A 15,560-nucleotide genomic window follows, 5' to 3' on the forward strand; every position below is an offset into this window, starting at 1 on the left:
ATCACCCCTTATCTTTAGAGTTATCAAATCCATCTGCTTTATGATTATTTTTATCGTTTTCAGATTCATCAGCTTGTCCATTTGTTTCCGTCTGACTAGCATCGTAATTTCTGCCAGATTCATCGATATCTTCAGTAATTTCTGGTCCATCTTCTTCAATGTAGGGTTCGTCATCATCTACGTATGTCTTACTTATATTATATGTTTTACTGATCATCTTAGCAAGTTCATCGAGGCTAAGGTCTTCATCAGATATCAATTCTTCTTTCACCGAAGTATGCTCGTCCAAAGTTTCATTTTTAAAATTTGAAAGAATTTTTTCTTCAAAAACACCTTCAACAAGGGAACTTCTCAACAGAAATGTAACTCCACTTAATCCTGCAATTATTGATAAAGTGCTAACCTGTCCAAACGAGCCCTGTGGATTAATTAGATTAACAGCAGTAAACCCTGCAATTGCTCCTACTAATAAAAAAATCCATGAGTATGATTTAAGAATTTCTTTCTGCTTTTCCTTTTTGATGCTTGCACCTTCCGGGGTGACCATTGCAACGAGCAATCGTACCCAACAACCAAGTGCACCGCAAATAATTGGAATGAACAATTGGTTTATCCAACCATATTCATTTTCGAAGTATGTATTATCCATAATATTACAAAACATATTCAACAAAAAAGACATTTCACTTCTCCTTTCTTTGTAAAGAATACCATGAAATGCCTTGCTTATTCATTATGTTTTTTATCTAGTTCGAATTTTCGCCTTATACAAATACGTTCCATAATAAGACCAATTTGCTCTTTGTATAATTGAACTTCTGTTACACTCCTAGCCGCTTTGATCTTATGTTCAATTTCGGTAATTTTTTCACGCTCTTTTCTTGTTAAATATCTGTAATACATCATTTAACACCTCTACTTGACTATTCTTATTTACCACTATTATTCAAAAATTTCATCAGTATTCCTTTTAACTGAATAAGGACGGAGAATTTCTAACAGTAAAAAAGGTTCATTTTGTTTCTTAATATTTTTTAAATGGCAATACCGGACAATTAATGATGCGAACTGAAAAAAACTGCCGATAATATTATCGGCAGTAAACAATTATTTTTAGTCACACTTATAGTCACACTCTGCTTAAAAGTCACACGAAAGTCACATTTTTTTAAACCAAATCGGGAAGAAAAGGGATTGTTTAAACTCAATTAAAAAATGACTTTAACCCTTGGTTTGACAAGTTTTCATAGTATTTTCAAATGGTCTTGAAACACCCCTTATAAAAAATCATAAGGTGTAACGTTTTCCATCCCAATCATCGGATTTACCTGCATTAATTCTTCTTCTAAGGACATCTCTGCAGACGCTTTTGCGCTCTGTTCAACCTTGCTATTCATTGGTGGAATAGCTTCCTGAAGTTTTTCAGATAATGTCGTTAACCGCTTCGATTCATCTGCCCGTTCAACGCCCATCTTAAGCGCATCCGGTTCACCGCATAAAATCAACGACTGCTTACTTCTGGTAATCGCTGTATAGATCAAATTCCTCTGTAGCATGCGGTAATAGCTTCTCGTGACGGGAAGGATGACAATCGGAAATTCACTGCCTTGAGATTTATGAACTGAGCAGCAATAGGCATGAGTAATTTGAGTTAAATCCTGCCTCGTATACTCGACTTCATTTCCTTCATAAGAAATATAAATCATATCCTGCTTTTCGGTATTCTCCTTGGCATAGATAATAGATATTATTTCACCGATATCCCCGTTAAATACGTTACTCTCCGGCTGGTTTACTAGCTGGAGCACCTTGTCGCCAATCCTGTACTTCACTTCGCCAAAAGCAATTTCCTTCCGTTTGCCGTCAGGATTAGGATTAAAGATTTCCTGCAATAATACGTTTAAGCGGTCAATTCCTGCAGGTCCTCGGTACATCGGGGCAAGCACTTGAATATCCTTAGCTGAATACCCCTTGGTTTTGGCATTTAAGGCAACCTTCTCCACCACTTGTGCCACCTGTGCAGTTGAACATTTAATAAACGAACGATCCGCCTGCTTTATTGTCACATCAGCAGGCAGCCGTCCTTTTTTAATTTCATGGGCAAGCTCAATGATCGAGGATCCTTCTGCCTGACGGTAAATATCTGTCAGCTTTACCGTTGGAATCCGTTCTGAATGAAGCAAATCCTTTAAAACCTGCCCCGGACCGACCGATGGCAGCTGATCCTCGTCACCAACTAGAATGACTTGGATATTCTCAGGCAGGGCCTTAAACAATTGATTGGCCAGCCAAATATCAAGCATGGAGGTTTCATCAACAATTAAAATTTTTCCTTCTAACGGACTCGTATCTTCCCGCTCAAAGCCTTCTGTTCCGTTAAAGCCGAGCAGCCGGTGGATTGTAACGGCCGGAAGCCCTGTCGATTCGCTCATTCTTTTAGCCGCCCGGCCGGTAGGAGCTGCCAGTAAGAAGGGAAACGGCTCATCTTTTTTATGATAGTCTTTTATTTCTAACGAACAGCCGTGCAATTCCCCATAAAGCTCCACAATCCCTTTAATGACAGTTGTTTTACCTGTGCCAGGTCCGCCGGTTAAAATCATCATCGGCGACATGAGCGCGGTTTGAATTGCTTCCCTCTGCGTCGGTGCATATTGCACACCCAGCCTTTCCTCTAAACCGCCTAAAGCGAGCAAAAATTCCGATTCAGGAAATTGGTCCTTATATTCCGTTTGTTTTAAAATGCGCTGAATATTTGTTACCAAACCCTTTTCCGCATAAAATAACGACGGCAAATAAACCCTTTTTTCTTCACCAATGATCTTTCCTTCTTCTTCAAGCTTGATGATCTCATTAGAAATATTCAAATAATCAATTTGATCACGTTTATTTTCTTCAAGCAGCGCTTTTACACGTTCAAGTAAATCCTCTGTTTGCATGTAAACATGTCCGGTTTGCATACATTCGTTTTCTAACATATATAAACAGCCTGCTTTTATTCGGTCGGGATGGTTTCCGGTCATTCCCAGCTGGTAGCCGAGCTCATCGGCCCGACCAAAACCAATTCCTTCAACATCCTCGACAAGCTTATAAGGATTCTTTTCAATGATGCTTAGCGTTTCCTCTTTATATGCTTGATATATTCGCATGGACAGCTGCGGACCAAAGCCAAATTGATTGAGGGCAATCATAATCTGTTCAAGGCCTTGATGCTCCATCAATGTATCGTATAATAATTTCGCTTTATCGGGAGGGAGCTTTGGAACCGAATCGAGCAGCGAAGGCTGATTAAGGATTTTGGAGATGGCGTCTTCCCCTAATGTTTCGACAATATTTTCGGCCGTTTTCTTACCGATCCCTTTAAACATTTCCCCTGACAAATAGGCAACAATCCCCTGCTTTGACTGCGGCATATCCTTGCGAAAATGATTCGCTTGAAATTGCAGGCCGAATTTTGGGTGCTCCTTAAATTCGCCGTAAAAAATATAGGTTTCTTGCTCGTAAACTTTCGGAAAATAGCCGGTAATGACCGCTTCTTTATCATGATATGTATGATTAGTTTCATCAACGCGGATTCTTAGAACGGTATAAAGGTTCTGTTCATTATGAAAAATGGTCACAATCGGTCTTCCTTTTATAAACCGCCCTTGTTCCCCAAATAAATCCAATGATTCTTGATTTGCCATGCTTCTCCCTCCTTCCGCGGCTATTCGTCTGTTATCAGCTTTGTTCGATTATCTTTTTCGCATGTCCGGCTAAAAGATGGTCAGGCTGGATTTTCAGTGCTTGATCAAACATGCTGATTGCTTTTTCAGCGTCTTCTTTAAAGGCATTACAAACACCTAGGTTGTAATATGCATCGGAATGATTTGGATCAAGCTCGATACATTTTTCAAATTGCGCCATCGCTTCATCAATAAACTCCTGCTGGGCAAGACACAGTCCATATTGGAAACGAGCCTCGGCATCTGTTTCATTTAGCTCAACCGCCCTTTGGAGATAGGGTAAAGCCAGTTTGTTTTGCTCTAAATGAATCAGCGACAGCCCTATCATGAAGTAATTATCGCTTGATTCCAGCCCTTTCTTCATGGCAAGTTCAAACATATTCTTGGCTTCAGTGAATTGTTCATTATTGAAAAAAAGACTGCCGGCACTATAATACGCTGTCGGTGCATTTTCATCTAATTCGATTGCTTTTTGAAAAAATTTCAATGCTTTTTCATTTTCATCTAAGGCGGCTAATACATTGCCGAAATTGATATATCCGATTGGGTCGTTTGGGTTTTCATTAATAGCCTCATTAAAGGCTTTTGCGGCTTCTTCTAAGCTGCCGTCCTGCATGTATTGTACACCTAATTGGTTTTTATCCACTATGTTCAACTCCATTCTACATGGAAGTATACCATATTTCGCCGTTTTTATGGAAAGCTCGATAGCTCTTTTTCATAACAAAAAGCCAGGCGTTAACCTGGCTTTCGTACATCTTTTTATACAGCACTCTTGTTCTCATTCGTTGTATCTATTTCCATCCCCTTTTTAAATTTTACGAAGGAGATGGCGATTAATGATGCAAAGATAAGCAGGCATGCCATAATGCTGACTCGGTTTTGTCCATCGAGCACAAAAGCTGTTAAGATGATGAATAAAAATACTAATGTCGCCCCAGTAATGTACGGAAATCCCCATACTTTAAAGCTTGGTTCTTTTGAATAGGTTCGTCGAAGCTTCAGCTGGGCGGAACAAATCCCGGTCCAAACTAATGAAACAACAAATCCTGGAACAGCCATTAGGATCGTAAATACTTGATCCTGTGCAATAAAGGCGACCATAGACCCTGCAGTCAAGACAACCGCCGTCAACAATAAACTAGCAACAGGAACCCCTTCTTTGGACACATAGGAAAATGATTTGGGTGCTTCCCCTTCAGTTGCTAAGGAATGCAGCATTCTTGTACAGCCATAGATACCTGAATTGGCTGCCGATAGAACAGCGGTAATCAAGATAAAATTCATAATATGTGCCGCACTTTGCAGGCCTACCATTGATAAAACCTGGACAAATGGGCTCGCCTGCCCGCTAAGCTCATTCCAAGGAATTAAACCGCAAATAATCAGAATTGGTAATGTGTAAAAAAGGACAATTCGTAAAATGAAGCTTTTAATGACCTTTGGCAAAATCTGTTCGGCATTTTTTGTTTCAGTAATTGTGACTCCGATTAATTCAGATCCCCCGTAGGAAAACATGACGATTAACAAAGCAGGAAAAATTGACATCCAGCCATTTGGGAACAATCCGCCATGATTGACATAGTTTTGCAAATAACCCGTTTTGTCCGTTGGGATAAGTCCGAAAAGGATGCAGGCACCGAGAATGATAAATACCATAATCATGACAATTTTTATGCCGGCAAACCAAAATTCGAATTCGCCGTAGTTCTTCACATTCATCATATTAATTCCTAGGACAAATGCTGCACACCCTAAGCTCAATAACCAGAGAGGGATAGCTGGAAGCCAGTACTGGAGGAAGCTGCCGGCAACGACCACTTCAATTACACACACTGCCAACCACATGAAGCAATACATCCAGCCCATCACGAAAGAAGCGCGTTTGCCGAATGCCTTTTGAACAAATCCTTTAATATTCGTATTGGGATAGGCGCTCGCCATTTCGGCGATGGCCCCCATCACAACGAGGAGAAATAACCCTGCTAACACATAGGAGAAAATAACGCCTGGACCGGCAATCGATACCGTTTCCGCACTTCCTTTAAAAATCCCGGTGCCGATTGCCCCCCCCATTGCCATCAAACTAATATGCCGCGGCAGCAGCCTCTTTTGCAGTCTTGCATTATTTGCATTCATTATTCATTCCACCCACATTTCTAAGCTTCAACTATTGTAAAGAAAAGTATTTCGAAAAGTGCTATGATTATTTCTTTTATGCTAATTCAATCGACCAAAGCTTCGGGTTTTCAATTAGCTGTTTAAAACGGTTAGTAAAAGCAACTGCAACAGCTCCATCGGCAACGCGGTGGTCAAACGACATGGACATGTTCATCATTGAGCGGATTTTGATTTCATCGTTTTCCATGACAACAGGCATTTTCTTTGTTTTGTGGAAAGCTATTAAACCTGTTTCCGGATAATTGATAATCGGAGTAGCCCCAATACTTCCTAATGGGCCGACATTACTAATTGTGAATGTCCCGTTTCTCATTTCCGCAGGCTCTAATCTACCCTCCTGCGCCTTTTTTGTTAAAGTTTTGAGCTGATCGTGAATTTGTCGGACAGACAACCTGTCTGCATGGTGAATAACAGGGACAATTAAACCGTCTTCCGTATCGGTAGCGATGCCGATATTGTATTCCTTTTCTAAATAAATCACTTCATTCTCTTCATCCAGCTTGGCATTGAAAATTGGATACTGCTTAAGTGCAAGCGTAATCGCTTTTATAAAAAAGGCAGCAGCTGATATATGAATATCCATTTCTTTTAATTCATTGCGATAAGCCAGCAGCTCTGTTAAATCCGCCTCTTCAAAATGGGTCACATGCGGAATGGTAAACAGGGACTGGGTCATCTTTTTTGCAATCTGCTTACGACGCCCTCTAAAAGGAATCACTTCCGGCTTTTGATGATCTTGTATTAGGTCATTTCTTCCTTTTCTTGTTTGGCGCTCATGCTCTATTTTGGTTTGCCCTTGTGAACCATTACTGGAAGCTTGTGGCACTTCCAACGCTGAAGGAACCTGGTCGCGTTTCTTCACATAATCATATACATCTTTTACGGTAATTCTTCCGTGCGGGCCAGTACCGATAATTTTTTCGATGTCTACTGAAAACTCGCGGGCAATTTTCCGCGTATAAGGAGCTGCCATCACGAATCTTTTTTCATGCTTGGGGGCTCTTGCTTCTATATGTTCTAAAACTGATTCTTCTTTTACAAGTACGTTTTCTTCTACGGCTTCCATTACCGGCTGCTCCGTTTTCATGTCCTTCGCTTCCAATACAAGCAGTGTTGTTCCAACGGACACCACATTGCCGTGATCGACGACAATATTTTTGACTTTACCCGAAACAGGGGATGGGAGCTCGGCTACCATTTTGTCGGTTTGAACTTCTACAAGCGGCTGATCTACCTGTACCACATCGCCGACTTTTACAAAATATTGGATAACCTCCCCTTCGGTCATCCCTTCCCCAATATCATGCAATTTCACTTCAACCATTGTTCTTCCCTCCTAGAAATGCACCACTTTTTCAATTGCCTTGATAACCCTTTGCGGTGTCGGCAGATAATGTTCCTCTAAGGAATAAAACGGCACCGGAACATCAAAACCTGTTACACGTTCTATTGGCGATTTCATAAATAAGAATGAGGTATCATTTATAATTGAAATAATATCATTACCTAATCCGCCTGTTTGGTGTGCTTCATGGACAATCACCGCACGCCCTGTTTTTTGAACAGATTCCGCGATAATCTCTTTATCAATCGGATATAAGGTTCTTAAGTCAATCACATCACAGTTAATTCCTTGTTTTTTCGCCTGCTCTGCCGCCTTTACAGCCACCGGCACCATTGCGCCCCAGGCGATTAAGGTAACGTCGTCGCCATCCTGAAGCTTTTTTCCTTTTCCGATTTCAACCGTATACTTACCTTCTGGAACCTCTTCCCGGCTGGCCCGGTAAATCCTCATCGATTCTAAAAACAAGACAGGATCCGGGTCTTCTATCGCTGCGATTAGCAAGCCTTTCGCATCATAAGCGGATGATGGACAGACAACCTTAATCCCTGGCATATGCGTAAACAGTGCCTCAACACTGTCCGAATGAATTTCCGGGGCACGGATGCCGGCGCCATACGGGGCTCGGATTACCATCGGAACGGAGTATTTCCCCATGGTTCGCATCCTTATCCTTGACACATGTGTCATTATCTGCTCATAGGCTGGGTAAATAAACCCTAAAAATTGAATCTCTGCTACTGGTTTAATGCCATTTACCGCCATTCCGACAGCTGTGCCGATAATCCCTGCTTCACTTAACGGCGTATCGATGATTCGGTCTTCACCAAATTGTTCATACAAGCCTTCGGTAGCTCGGAACACACCGCCGTTTTTACCAACGTCCTCTCCCATCACAAGGACCCTTTCATCCTCCTGCAGCATGGTCCGTAACCCGTCAGTTATCGCCTGAATCAGTGTTAATTGGTTCGTTTTCGTGGAGCGGCTGACTACTGCTTTATCCATCACCATTAAACTTCCCTCCCAATTAATCGAAGATAGTCTTCCTTTTGTTTGGCGATCGTCCATGTTGGTTGTTCAAAAACATGGTCAAATAAATCGCTTACATCTGCTTTCGGATAATCCCCCATCTCTTTAACCGCCTCTTCAATCTCAGTTGCAATTTCTTCTGTTATCTCCTGAATCCATTTTTCATCCCAGAAGCCGTTGCTCTTCATATATCTCTCAATCCGAAGCAGCGGGTCGCGGGTTTGTCTAATCGTCTCGCTTTTTGATTGATTCCGATATTTTGTTGGATCATCCGCGGTTGTATGGGCGCCATATCGCCAGGTCACGGCTTCAATCAAAGTTGGACCGCCTCCGGTTCGCCCTCTGTTAAGCGCTTCCTTCGTGTGAAAATAAACAGCAAAAACATCGTTCCCATCGATCCTTATCCCTGGCATATTATAAGCAATTGCCTTTTGTGCAATCGTCCTTGAATTCATTTGCTTTTCAATTGGAACAGAAATTGCAAAACCGTTATTTTGATTAAAGAAAACCACCGGTGCCTGGAACACACTGGCGAAATTTAACCCTTCATGGAAATCTCCTTCAGAAGTCGCTCCGTCGCCAAAGTAAGCAATCGCCGCATTTTTTGTCCCTTTCCGTTTTTCCGCGATCGCCGCCCCTGCCGCATGCGGTATTTGTGTAGCAATCGGAACAGCAGGAGGAAAAATCTTTTTGCCATCCTCCGGCACGCAGCCCTCCATACGTCCATTCCAATACAGCAGCGTCCGTGTCATACCGGCCCCAAACGTTAACGTAGCCCCATGATCCCGGTAAGTCGGGAAGATCCAGTCATCCTCCCAAAGCGCCAGCGCACTGCCCACCTGTGATGCCTCCTGCCCCTCGAACGGAGCATATGTCCCAAGTCTCCCTTGGCGCTGCAAATTAACAGCTTTGCGGTCAAATGTTCTGATGCGGACAATGTGATAGTAAAATTGTTTTACTAGCTCCTCTGTTATTTGCTCTTTGTATTGTTCATTTACTAAGTTGCCGTTTTCATCCACAATCTGCAAAATTGGAAACTCAGCTAACATATCAATCACCTCTTCTTTTTGATATTCCATCATTTACCAATGTTCCATTTAGGACGCCTTGTATGGGAGAAAAAGCTATTCAACCTTTTACCGTCCTCCAAACGTTTTTCACATAACCGATTGGCCGCTTGAATGGTTGTAATATCATCTAATCTTGCTTGCTTATATACTTCTAACAATGAGTCATAGATTGACTTTGTTTTCTTCAACACGCGCTCCTTGTTATAGCCGTATAGTTCATCAGCTACTTGAATAAGACCGCCGGCGTTGACCATATAATCAGGGGCAAATAAAATTCCTTTTTGTTTTAACATTTGACCATGTTTTTCTGTAAGCAGCTGATTATTAGCGGAACCGACTACTGCTTTTACTTTTAATTGGTCTATTGTTACATCATTGATAATTCCGCCTAAAGCGCATGGAACAAAGACGTCAGCCGCTGTGGTATATACCTCATCCCCACTTACAACATCTACATTTCTTCCTAATTGCTTAGCGCGTTCTTGAATCGCTTTAATAGATGACAGATTAATATCATTGACATAAAGATCGGCACCTGCTTCGAGCAATTGCTCCGCTACCTTGAAGCCTACCTTTCCAAGTCCCTGGATAATATAGGTTTTACCTGATAGGTCTTCGCTGCCGAAAATGGTTTTATTCGTTGCTTTTAACCCATAAATCACCCCAAGTGCGGTAGGAACGGATGAATCCCCACTGCCGCCATATGCTTCGGGAATGCCAACAATACAGTTTGTTTCCCTTGAAGCATGAACAAAATCCTCTGTTGAAGTTCCCATATCCGTTCCCGTATAGAAACGGCCATTGAGGGAATCGACAAATTGGCCAAATGCTCTAAACATTGCAGGTGTTTTATCCGTTAATGGATCACCGATGATTACTGCTTTACCACCGCCAAAGTCGACATCGGCAGCGGCACATTTATATGTCATTCCTTTTGACAGCCTTAAAACGTCCTCCAAAGCTTCATCCATAGAAGCATATGGACGCATCCGGCAGCCGCCTAATGCGGGACCAAGCGTTGTATTATGAATGGCAATTATCGCCTTCAGTCCTGTACTAGGATCATTACAAAAAACAATCTGCTCATGTTCCTGCATTTTCTCTAAAACGGTTAATTCTACTGATGCTTCTTGCGCCTTCATTGCGTTCATCATGATACCTCCATTGTTTTTTACCGCCAGTTTAAGATAGCGCTTTCATTTTTTTAGTAAAAAAAAGTAACCTCTTGAACTGGTTTACGAATGATGGGAAAATAACAATAATTAAGTCTATTGAACTATTTAGAAATTTGTGTTTATACTATTATGATAGTGAAAATATAAAGCCAATTACATAGCAATCTGCATAATTTTCAAGTCCACATTATACATTTTGAATAAGTTTTCAATGAAAAAACTTCATTTTTAAAAGGAGGGCATTTTTATGGATCAAATCGATATTTGTCTGCTGAAACTCCTTCAAGAAAATGCACGGATGACAATCAGTGAATTGTCAAAGCAATTATCACTTAGCCGCCCAAGCATTACTGAACGATTGAACAGATTGCAGGAACAGGGGATTATAGATGGTTTTAGCGCCCGGATATGTCCAAAGAAAATTGGCCGCGATGTAGTTGTGTATATTCAATTGAGCGAAATAAAAATACTTTCTTATATAGATTTCGAGGAATGGATTAAAAACGATCCCGATATCGTGGAATGCCACCGATTAACAGGCGCCGTCAGTTATTTACTAAAAGCAGCCGTTACCGGAATGGACCACCTAAGCAGCCTCATAGACCGGCTGACACCATACGGCAATGTTAACACCTCAATCGTTTTGTCATCCCCCGTATCATTTCGCTGCATCACACCACATAGTGCACTGCAGGAATAAAAAAGGGTGTCAGGCACCATGTGAAAATTTCACATGTCTAGCTCCAGCGCTGGAGCTTTTCTCGGTGCCTGACACCTTACTTCATCAATTTAGCCAACGTATGTTAAACGTTCGCCATTTTTATATACTTCGTCGATCGTTCCTCCTCCAAGGCATTCATCGCCAATGTAAAAAACAGCGGCTTGTCCTGGTGTTACAGCACGAATCGGTTCGTTAAATATCACTTCTGCTTTGTTATCCTCTAATATTCTAACTTTCACTTTATGGTCTTCCTGACGGTAGCGAAATTTTGCAGTACATTCAAATTCTACTGGCTTCTCCCGATTCGAGACCCAGCTGACATCTGTTGCAATAATAGAATCAGAATAGAGCTTTTCATGGTGGAAGCCCTGCCCTACATAAAGAACATTTCGCTTAAGGTCCTTACCAATGGCAAACCACGGCTCACCGGCACCGCCGATACCAAGTCCATGGCGCTGGCCGATCGTGTGGTACATCAAACCTTCATGCCGTCCTTTTACTTCACCGTCAAAGGTTTCCATATTACCTGGCTGTGCCGGCAAATATTGACCTAGGAAATCTTTAAAATTCCGTTCACCGATAAAACAAATTCCGGTACTGTCCTTTTTTGTTGCCGTTGCCAGCCCCGCTTCCTTAGCAATCTCACGAACCTTTGATTTTTCAAGATTACCAATTGGAAACATGACCTTACTGATTTGCTCCTGTGTTAATTGGTTCAAGAAATAAGTCTGATCCTTATTTTCATCGATACCGCGCAGCATTTTGTATTCGCCGTCGCGGAACTCAACACGGGCATAATGTCCTGTAGCCAAATAATCTGCCCCTAAATTCATTGCATGCTCAAGGAAGGCTTTAAATTTAATTTCCTTGTTACACATCACATCGGGATTTGGCGTCCGGCCAGCTTTGTACTCATTCAAAAAATAAGTGAAGACCTTGTCCCAATATTGCTTTTCAAAGTTAACGGCATAATATGGAATGCCAATTTGATTACAAACTCGAATGACGTCATCATAATCTTCTGTCGCCGTACATACCCCGTTTTCGTCGGTATCATCCCAGTTTTTCATGAAAATCCCGATGACATCATAGCCCTGCTGCTTTAATAACAGCGCTGCAACGGAGGAGTCGACACCGCCGGACATACCGACAACAACCCGGATATCTTTTGGATCTTTCCTTTCCACTTCGATTCACCTCTCTTTGCCTAAATTAGGCCTTACAATTTATTTTCTAAGACGCGAAACGACTTTAGCAGTCTCTTCAGCAGCCTTGATGATTTCTTCCGTTGTATTGTTATAACCGAAGCTAAAGCGGATAGAGTTTGTTAACCGCTCCGAATTTTTGCCAAACATGGCAACAAGCACGTGCGACGGCTCGATTGAACCGGCCGTACAAGCAGAACCGCTTGATACCGCAATTCCGGCCAAATCTAAATTGACCAGCATAGCCTCGACATTTGTTCCCGGAAAGCTTAAGTTTAATACATGCGGCAATGATTGTTCAAGCAATCCGTTTACAGCGAAATCAATTTCTTTTTGCTGCAATGTTTCGATTAATAATTTTTTAAAGCCAAGGAATTTTTCCCGCTTTGCTCCACAATCCCCAGAAGCTGTTACAACTGCTTCATGAAACCCTGCAATCGAGGCGACATTTTCCGTTCCAGCGCGCCTTTTTCGTTCCTGTTCGCCGCCAAATAAACGCGGGGTAATTTTCACATCGGATCTGACATAAAGAAAACCGATTCCTTTTGGTCCGTTTATTTTATGAGCGGAAACGGATAATAAGTCAATTCCGCTCTCATTCACATCAATGTTTTCAATCCCATAAGCCTGAACCGCATCCGTATGAAATTTCGCCTGGTGCTCCTTTAGAAGCTGTCCTATTTCCGTAATCGGCTGCAGCGTGCCAACCTCATTATTGCCATACATCACGGAAACTAAGATGGTGTCATCCCGTAATGCCGATTTGAGTTCGGCGAATGAGATCCGCCCTGTCTCGTCTACAGATAAATATGTGACCTCGAAGCCCATCTTTTCTAATTTTTGGCAGGCGTGAAGAACCGCGTGATGTTCAATTTGAGTTGTGATAATATGCTTTCCTAGATTCTGATAGTTTTCAGCTACGCCAAATAGCGCCATATTATCAGCTTCAGTACCACCGCTTGTAAAAATAATCTCATTTTCCCTTGCCCCAATGCTATTTGCGAGTGCAGCACGGGCCACATCAAGATAATGCCGTGCTTCCCGGCCAAATGAATGGATGCTGGATGGATTTCCAAACGTTTCATTCATCACCCGCAGCATTTTATCAATAACCTTTGGGTGCATCGGTGAGGTAGCGGCATGGTCTAGATAGACTCTTTCCATCTTTACACCTTCAATCAAAATAATTCTCTTCTATAACTTTGTCATTAAATATAAAACATATAACCTTCAAGATCGTTATCTTCACTATGGCTGGCTAAATCTTCAAGTGTCGTATTATCCAATACATCTTTAATGGCATCGCGAATGCGAATCCACAGCTCGCGCTTTGCCGGTTCTTCATCCTCAATTCCTTCAACTGGCGTAATTGGTCCTTCCAATACACGGATCACATCACCAGCCGTAATTTTTGACGGAACATCTGATAAAATATAGCCGCCGTATGCCCCCCTGATACTTTTCACCAGCCCGGCATTTCTTAAAGGGGCAATCAATTGCTCTAAATAATGCTCTGATAGATCATTTGCCTGGGCAATCGTTTTTAGCGAAGTCGGTCCCTCACCATAGTTTTTTGCAAGTTCAATCATAATCGTAAGTCCATAACGTCCTTTAGTTGAAATTTTCATTCCATCCACTCCTTATCCTAATATCATTATCAAATAAAGACGATGCGTGTAAATTTTTTCTACGATTCGTCGGTAAAGATGGTTATTTTTGTTTTTATATAAAAATCCGCAGTAAATAGATAGGCATTAGAAATTATATCATATTCTTCTTCAATATGCTTTTTCAAGCGAAAATGGTATTGTATAAGGAGTGAAGTTTACCTGGAGAGATGATTATCATGCAAAAACCATTAGCATTTCGCATGCGCCCACGAACAATTGAAGAAGTTGTCGGCCAGCAGCATCTTGTCGGCGAAGGCAAAATAATTGCCCGAATGGTCAAAGCCAAGCAGCTTGCGTCAATGATCTTGTACGGTCCGCCGGGAATTGGCAAAACGTCAATTGCCAGTGCGATTGCCGGCAGCACGAAGTATGCATTTCGAACATTGAACGCTGTTACCAATAATAAAAAGGATATGGAAATCGTCGCTGCTGAGGCAAAAATGTCCGGTAAAGTGATACTTCTCCTTGATGAAGTGCACCGCTTAGATAAAGGCAAACAGGATTTCCTCTTGCCATATTTGGAAAACGGAATGATCGTATTGATTGGAGCAACAACGAGCAACCCTTATCATGCAATTAACCCGGCCATCCGCAGCCGCTGTCAAATTTTCGAACTGAAGCCGTTAACCCCTGATGAGGTAAAACAGGCACTGCTGCGTGCTCTTCAGGATGAAGAACGCGGATTAGGAAAAATGAATGTGAACATCTCAGAGGAAGCCTTACATCATTTCGCACAGGGCTCAGGCGGTGATGTAAGGAGTTCGTTAAACGCTCTGGAACTTGCCGTTTTATCGACAGATCGAGACGAAAATGACGTCATCCATATTGATGTTCAGACAGCTGAAGAATGCCTGCAAAAGAAAAGTATCGCCGCCGATAAGGATGGTGATGCCCACTATGATGTGGTCTCGGCTTTTCAGAAATCAATCCGCGGCAGCGATGTCAATGCCGCGCTGCATTATTTGGGACGGCTAATTGAAGCAGGCGACCTGCCGAGCATCAGCAGACGATTAATTGTCATTGCCTATGAAGATATCGGCTTGGCTAACCCGCAGGCAGGTGCACGCACCCTGGCGGCGATTGAAACGGCGGAAAGAATCGGTTTCCCCGAGGCGAGGATTCCACTTGCCAATGCCGTTATTGAACTTTGTTTGTCGCCTAAGTCCAATTCTGCCATTTTGGCGATTGATACAGCCCTCGCAGATATTCGCAAAGGAATTGGCGGTGAGATCCCGGACCATTTAAAGGATGCCCATTATCAGGGGGCAAAGGAACTTGGCCGTGGTATCGGCTATTTATATCCGCATGATTACGAAAACGGCTGGGTGCCGCAGCAATATCTTCCTGACAAACTGCGTCATAAACGATATTACGAACCAAAGAAAACCGGCAAATTCGAGCAAGCATTTGCGGCTGTTTATGAAAAGCTGACGCGAAACAAATAA

General features: G+C 42.2%; 14 protein-coding genes. 2 read left to right on the forward strand and 12 right to left on the reverse strand.

Translation table 11 applies throughout. The features are described from left to right. Position 1: 1 nt before the first annotated feature. The 9 genes from A6749_RS04690 to A6749_RS04730 all read right to left on the reverse strand — a co-directional run bounded on the left by A6749_RS04690 (position 2) and on the right by A6749_RS04730 (position 10,495). Positions 2-682 carry a hypothetical protein gene (locus tag A6749_RS04690; RefSeq protein ID WP_066385819.1) on the reverse strand — a complete coding sequence of 227 codons (681 nt, stop codon included), beginning with the start codon at positions 680-682 and terminating at the stop codon, positions 2-4. Positions 683-726: 44 nt separating this feature from the next. Beyond that, complete coding sequence (locus A6749_RS04695; protein WP_066385822.1) at positions 727-906, reverse strand: hypothetical protein; 180 nt, start codon at positions 904-906, stop codon at positions 727-729. A 371-nt stretch (positions 907-1,277) separates the two neighbouring features. Beyond that, positions 1,278-3,683, reverse strand: a complete 2,406-nt coding sequence (recD2, locus tag A6749_RS04700) for an SF1B family DNA helicase RecD2 (protein WP_066385825.1) — start codon at positions 3,681-3,683, stop codon at positions 1,278-1,280. A 34-nt stretch (positions 3,684-3,717) separates the two neighbouring features. Then, positions 3,718-4,368, reverse strand: coding sequence for a tetratricopeptide repeat protein (locus tag A6749_RS04705; protein ID WP_066385827.1), 651 nt, complete (start codon positions 4,366-4,368; stop codon positions 3,718-3,720). 116 nt (positions 4,369-4,484) lie between these two features. Beyond that, the gene (locus A6749_RS04710; protein WP_066385832.1) at positions 4,485-5,861 is read right to left on the reverse strand and encodes an amino acid permease; all 1,377 of its coding nucleotides are present in this window, start codon (positions 5,859-5,861) and stop codon (positions 4,485-4,487) included. Between the two features lie 76 nt (positions 5,862-5,937). Further along, on the reverse strand, positions 5,938-7,227 hold the full coding sequence (locus A6749_RS04715) for a dihydrolipoamide acetyltransferase family protein (protein WP_066385834.1): 1,290 nt from the start codon (positions 7,225-7,227) through the stop codon (positions 5,938-5,940). A gap of 12 nt (positions 7,228-7,239) precedes the next feature. Continuing rightward, a complete protein-coding gene (locus A6749_RS04720; RefSeq protein WP_153043004.1) occupies positions 7,240-8,256 on the reverse strand; it encodes an alpha-ketoacid dehydrogenase subunit beta in 1,017 nt (338 codons plus the stop codon). Beyond that, positions 8,256-9,323, reverse strand: coding sequence for a pyruvate dehydrogenase (acetyl-transferring) E1 component subunit alpha (pdhA, locus tag A6749_RS04725; protein ID WP_066400799.1), 1,068 nt, complete (start codon positions 9,321-9,323; stop codon positions 8,256-8,258). The genes A6749_RS04720 and pdhA overlap by 1 nt, the downstream gene beginning before the upstream one ends. Before the next feature lie 29 nt (positions 9,324-9,352). Then, on the reverse strand, positions 9,353-10,495 hold the full coding sequence (locus tag A6749_RS04730; RefSeq protein WP_066385839.1) for a Leu/Phe/Val dehydrogenase: 1,143 nt from the start codon (positions 10,493-10,495) through the stop codon (positions 9,353-9,355). A 271-nt stretch (positions 10,496-10,766) separates the two neighbouring features. Between A6749_RS04730 and A6749_RS04735 the strand changes: the two genes are divergently transcribed. Next, the gene (locus A6749_RS04735) at positions 10,767-11,219 is read left to right on the forward strand and encodes an Lrp/AsnC family transcriptional regulator (RefSeq protein ID WP_066385840.1); all 453 of its coding nucleotides are present in this window, start codon (positions 10,767-10,769) and stop codon (positions 11,217-11,219) included. An 89-nt stretch (positions 11,220-11,308) separates the two neighbouring features. Here A6749_RS04735 and mnmA read toward each other — a convergent pair whose 3' ends face one another. From mnmA to cymR, 3 genes are read right to left on the reverse strand one after another with little or no spacing between them, the layout of a single operon-like run. After that, the gene (gene mnmA / locus A6749_RS04740; RefSeq protein WP_269085681.1) at positions 11,309-12,427 is read right to left on the reverse strand and encodes a tRNA 2-thiouridine(34) synthase MnmA; all 1,119 of its coding nucleotides are present in this window, start codon (positions 12,425-12,427) and stop codon (positions 11,309-11,311) included. 39 nt (positions 12,428-12,466) lie between these two features. Next, positions 12,467-13,609 carry a cysteine desulfurase family protein gene (locus tag A6749_RS04745; protein WP_066400805.1) on the reverse strand — a complete coding sequence of 381 codons (1,143 nt, stop codon included), beginning with the start codon at positions 13,607-13,609 and terminating at the stop codon, positions 12,467-12,469. Between the two features lie 44 nt (positions 13,610-13,653). Continuing rightward, the gene (gene cymR, locus A6749_RS04750; RefSeq protein WP_066385841.1) at positions 13,654-14,073 is read right to left on the reverse strand and encodes a cysteine metabolism transcriptional regulator CymR; all 420 of its coding nucleotides are present in this window, start codon (positions 14,071-14,073) and stop codon (positions 13,654-13,656) included. A gap of 215 nt (positions 14,074-14,288) precedes the next feature. Between cymR and A6749_RS04755 the strand changes: the two genes are divergently transcribed. Then, the gene (locus tag A6749_RS04755; RefSeq protein WP_153043056.1) at positions 14,289-15,560 is read left to right on the forward strand and encodes a replication-associated recombination protein A; all 1,272 of its coding nucleotides are present in this window, start codon (positions 14,289-14,291) and stop codon (positions 15,558-15,560) included.

The sequence above is a fragment of the Neobacillus mesonae genome (assembly GCF_001636315.1).
GTDB lineage: Bacteria > Bacillota > Bacilli > Bacillales > Cytobacillaceae > Neobacillus > Neobacillus mesonae.

Excerpts from the sequence above, each read along its gene's own strand:
- A6749_RS04720 (WP_153043004.1), bottom strand. The coding sequence starts at position 8,256 with ATGGTGATGGATAAAGCAGTAGTCAGCCGCTCCACGAAAACGAACCAA.
- A6749_RS04690 (WP_066385819.1), bottom strand. The coding sequence starts at position 682 with ATGTCTTTTTTGTTGAATATGTTTTGTAATATTATGGATAATACATAC.
- A6749_RS04715 (WP_066385834.1), bottom strand. The coding sequence starts at position 7,227 with ATGGTTGAAGTGAAATTGCATGATATTGGGGAAGGGATGACCGAAGGG.
- pdhA (WP_066400799.1), bottom strand. The coding sequence starts at position 9,323 with ATGTTAGCTGAGTTTCCAATTTTGCAGATTGTGGATGAAAACGGCAAC.
- A6749_RS04735 (WP_066385840.1), top strand. The coding sequence starts at position 10,767 with ATGGATCAAATCGATATTTGTCTGCTGAAACTCCTTCAAGAAAATGCA.
- recD2 (WP_066385825.1), bottom strand. The coding sequence starts at position 3,683 with ATGGCAAATCAAGAATCATTGGATTTATTTGGGGAACAAGGGCGGTTT.
- A6749_RS04745 (WP_066400805.1), bottom strand. The coding sequence starts at position 13,609 with ATGGAAAGAGTCTATCTAGACCATGCCGCTACCTCACCGATGCACCCA.
- A6749_RS04710 (WP_066385832.1), bottom strand. The coding sequence starts at position 5,861 with ATGAATGCAAATAATGCAAGACTGCAAAAGAGGCTGCTGCCGCGGCAT.
- A6749_RS04695 (WP_066385822.1), bottom strand. The coding sequence starts at position 906 with ATGATGTATTACAGATATTTAACAAGAAAAGAGCGTGAAAAAATTACC.
- A6749_RS04730 (WP_066385839.1), bottom strand. The coding sequence starts at position 10,495 with ATGAACGCAATGAAGGCGCAAGAAGCATCAGTAGAATTAACCGTTTTA.
- cymR (WP_066385841.1), bottom strand. The coding sequence starts at position 14,073 with ATGAAAATTTCAACTAAAGGACGTTATGGACTTACGATTATGATTGAA.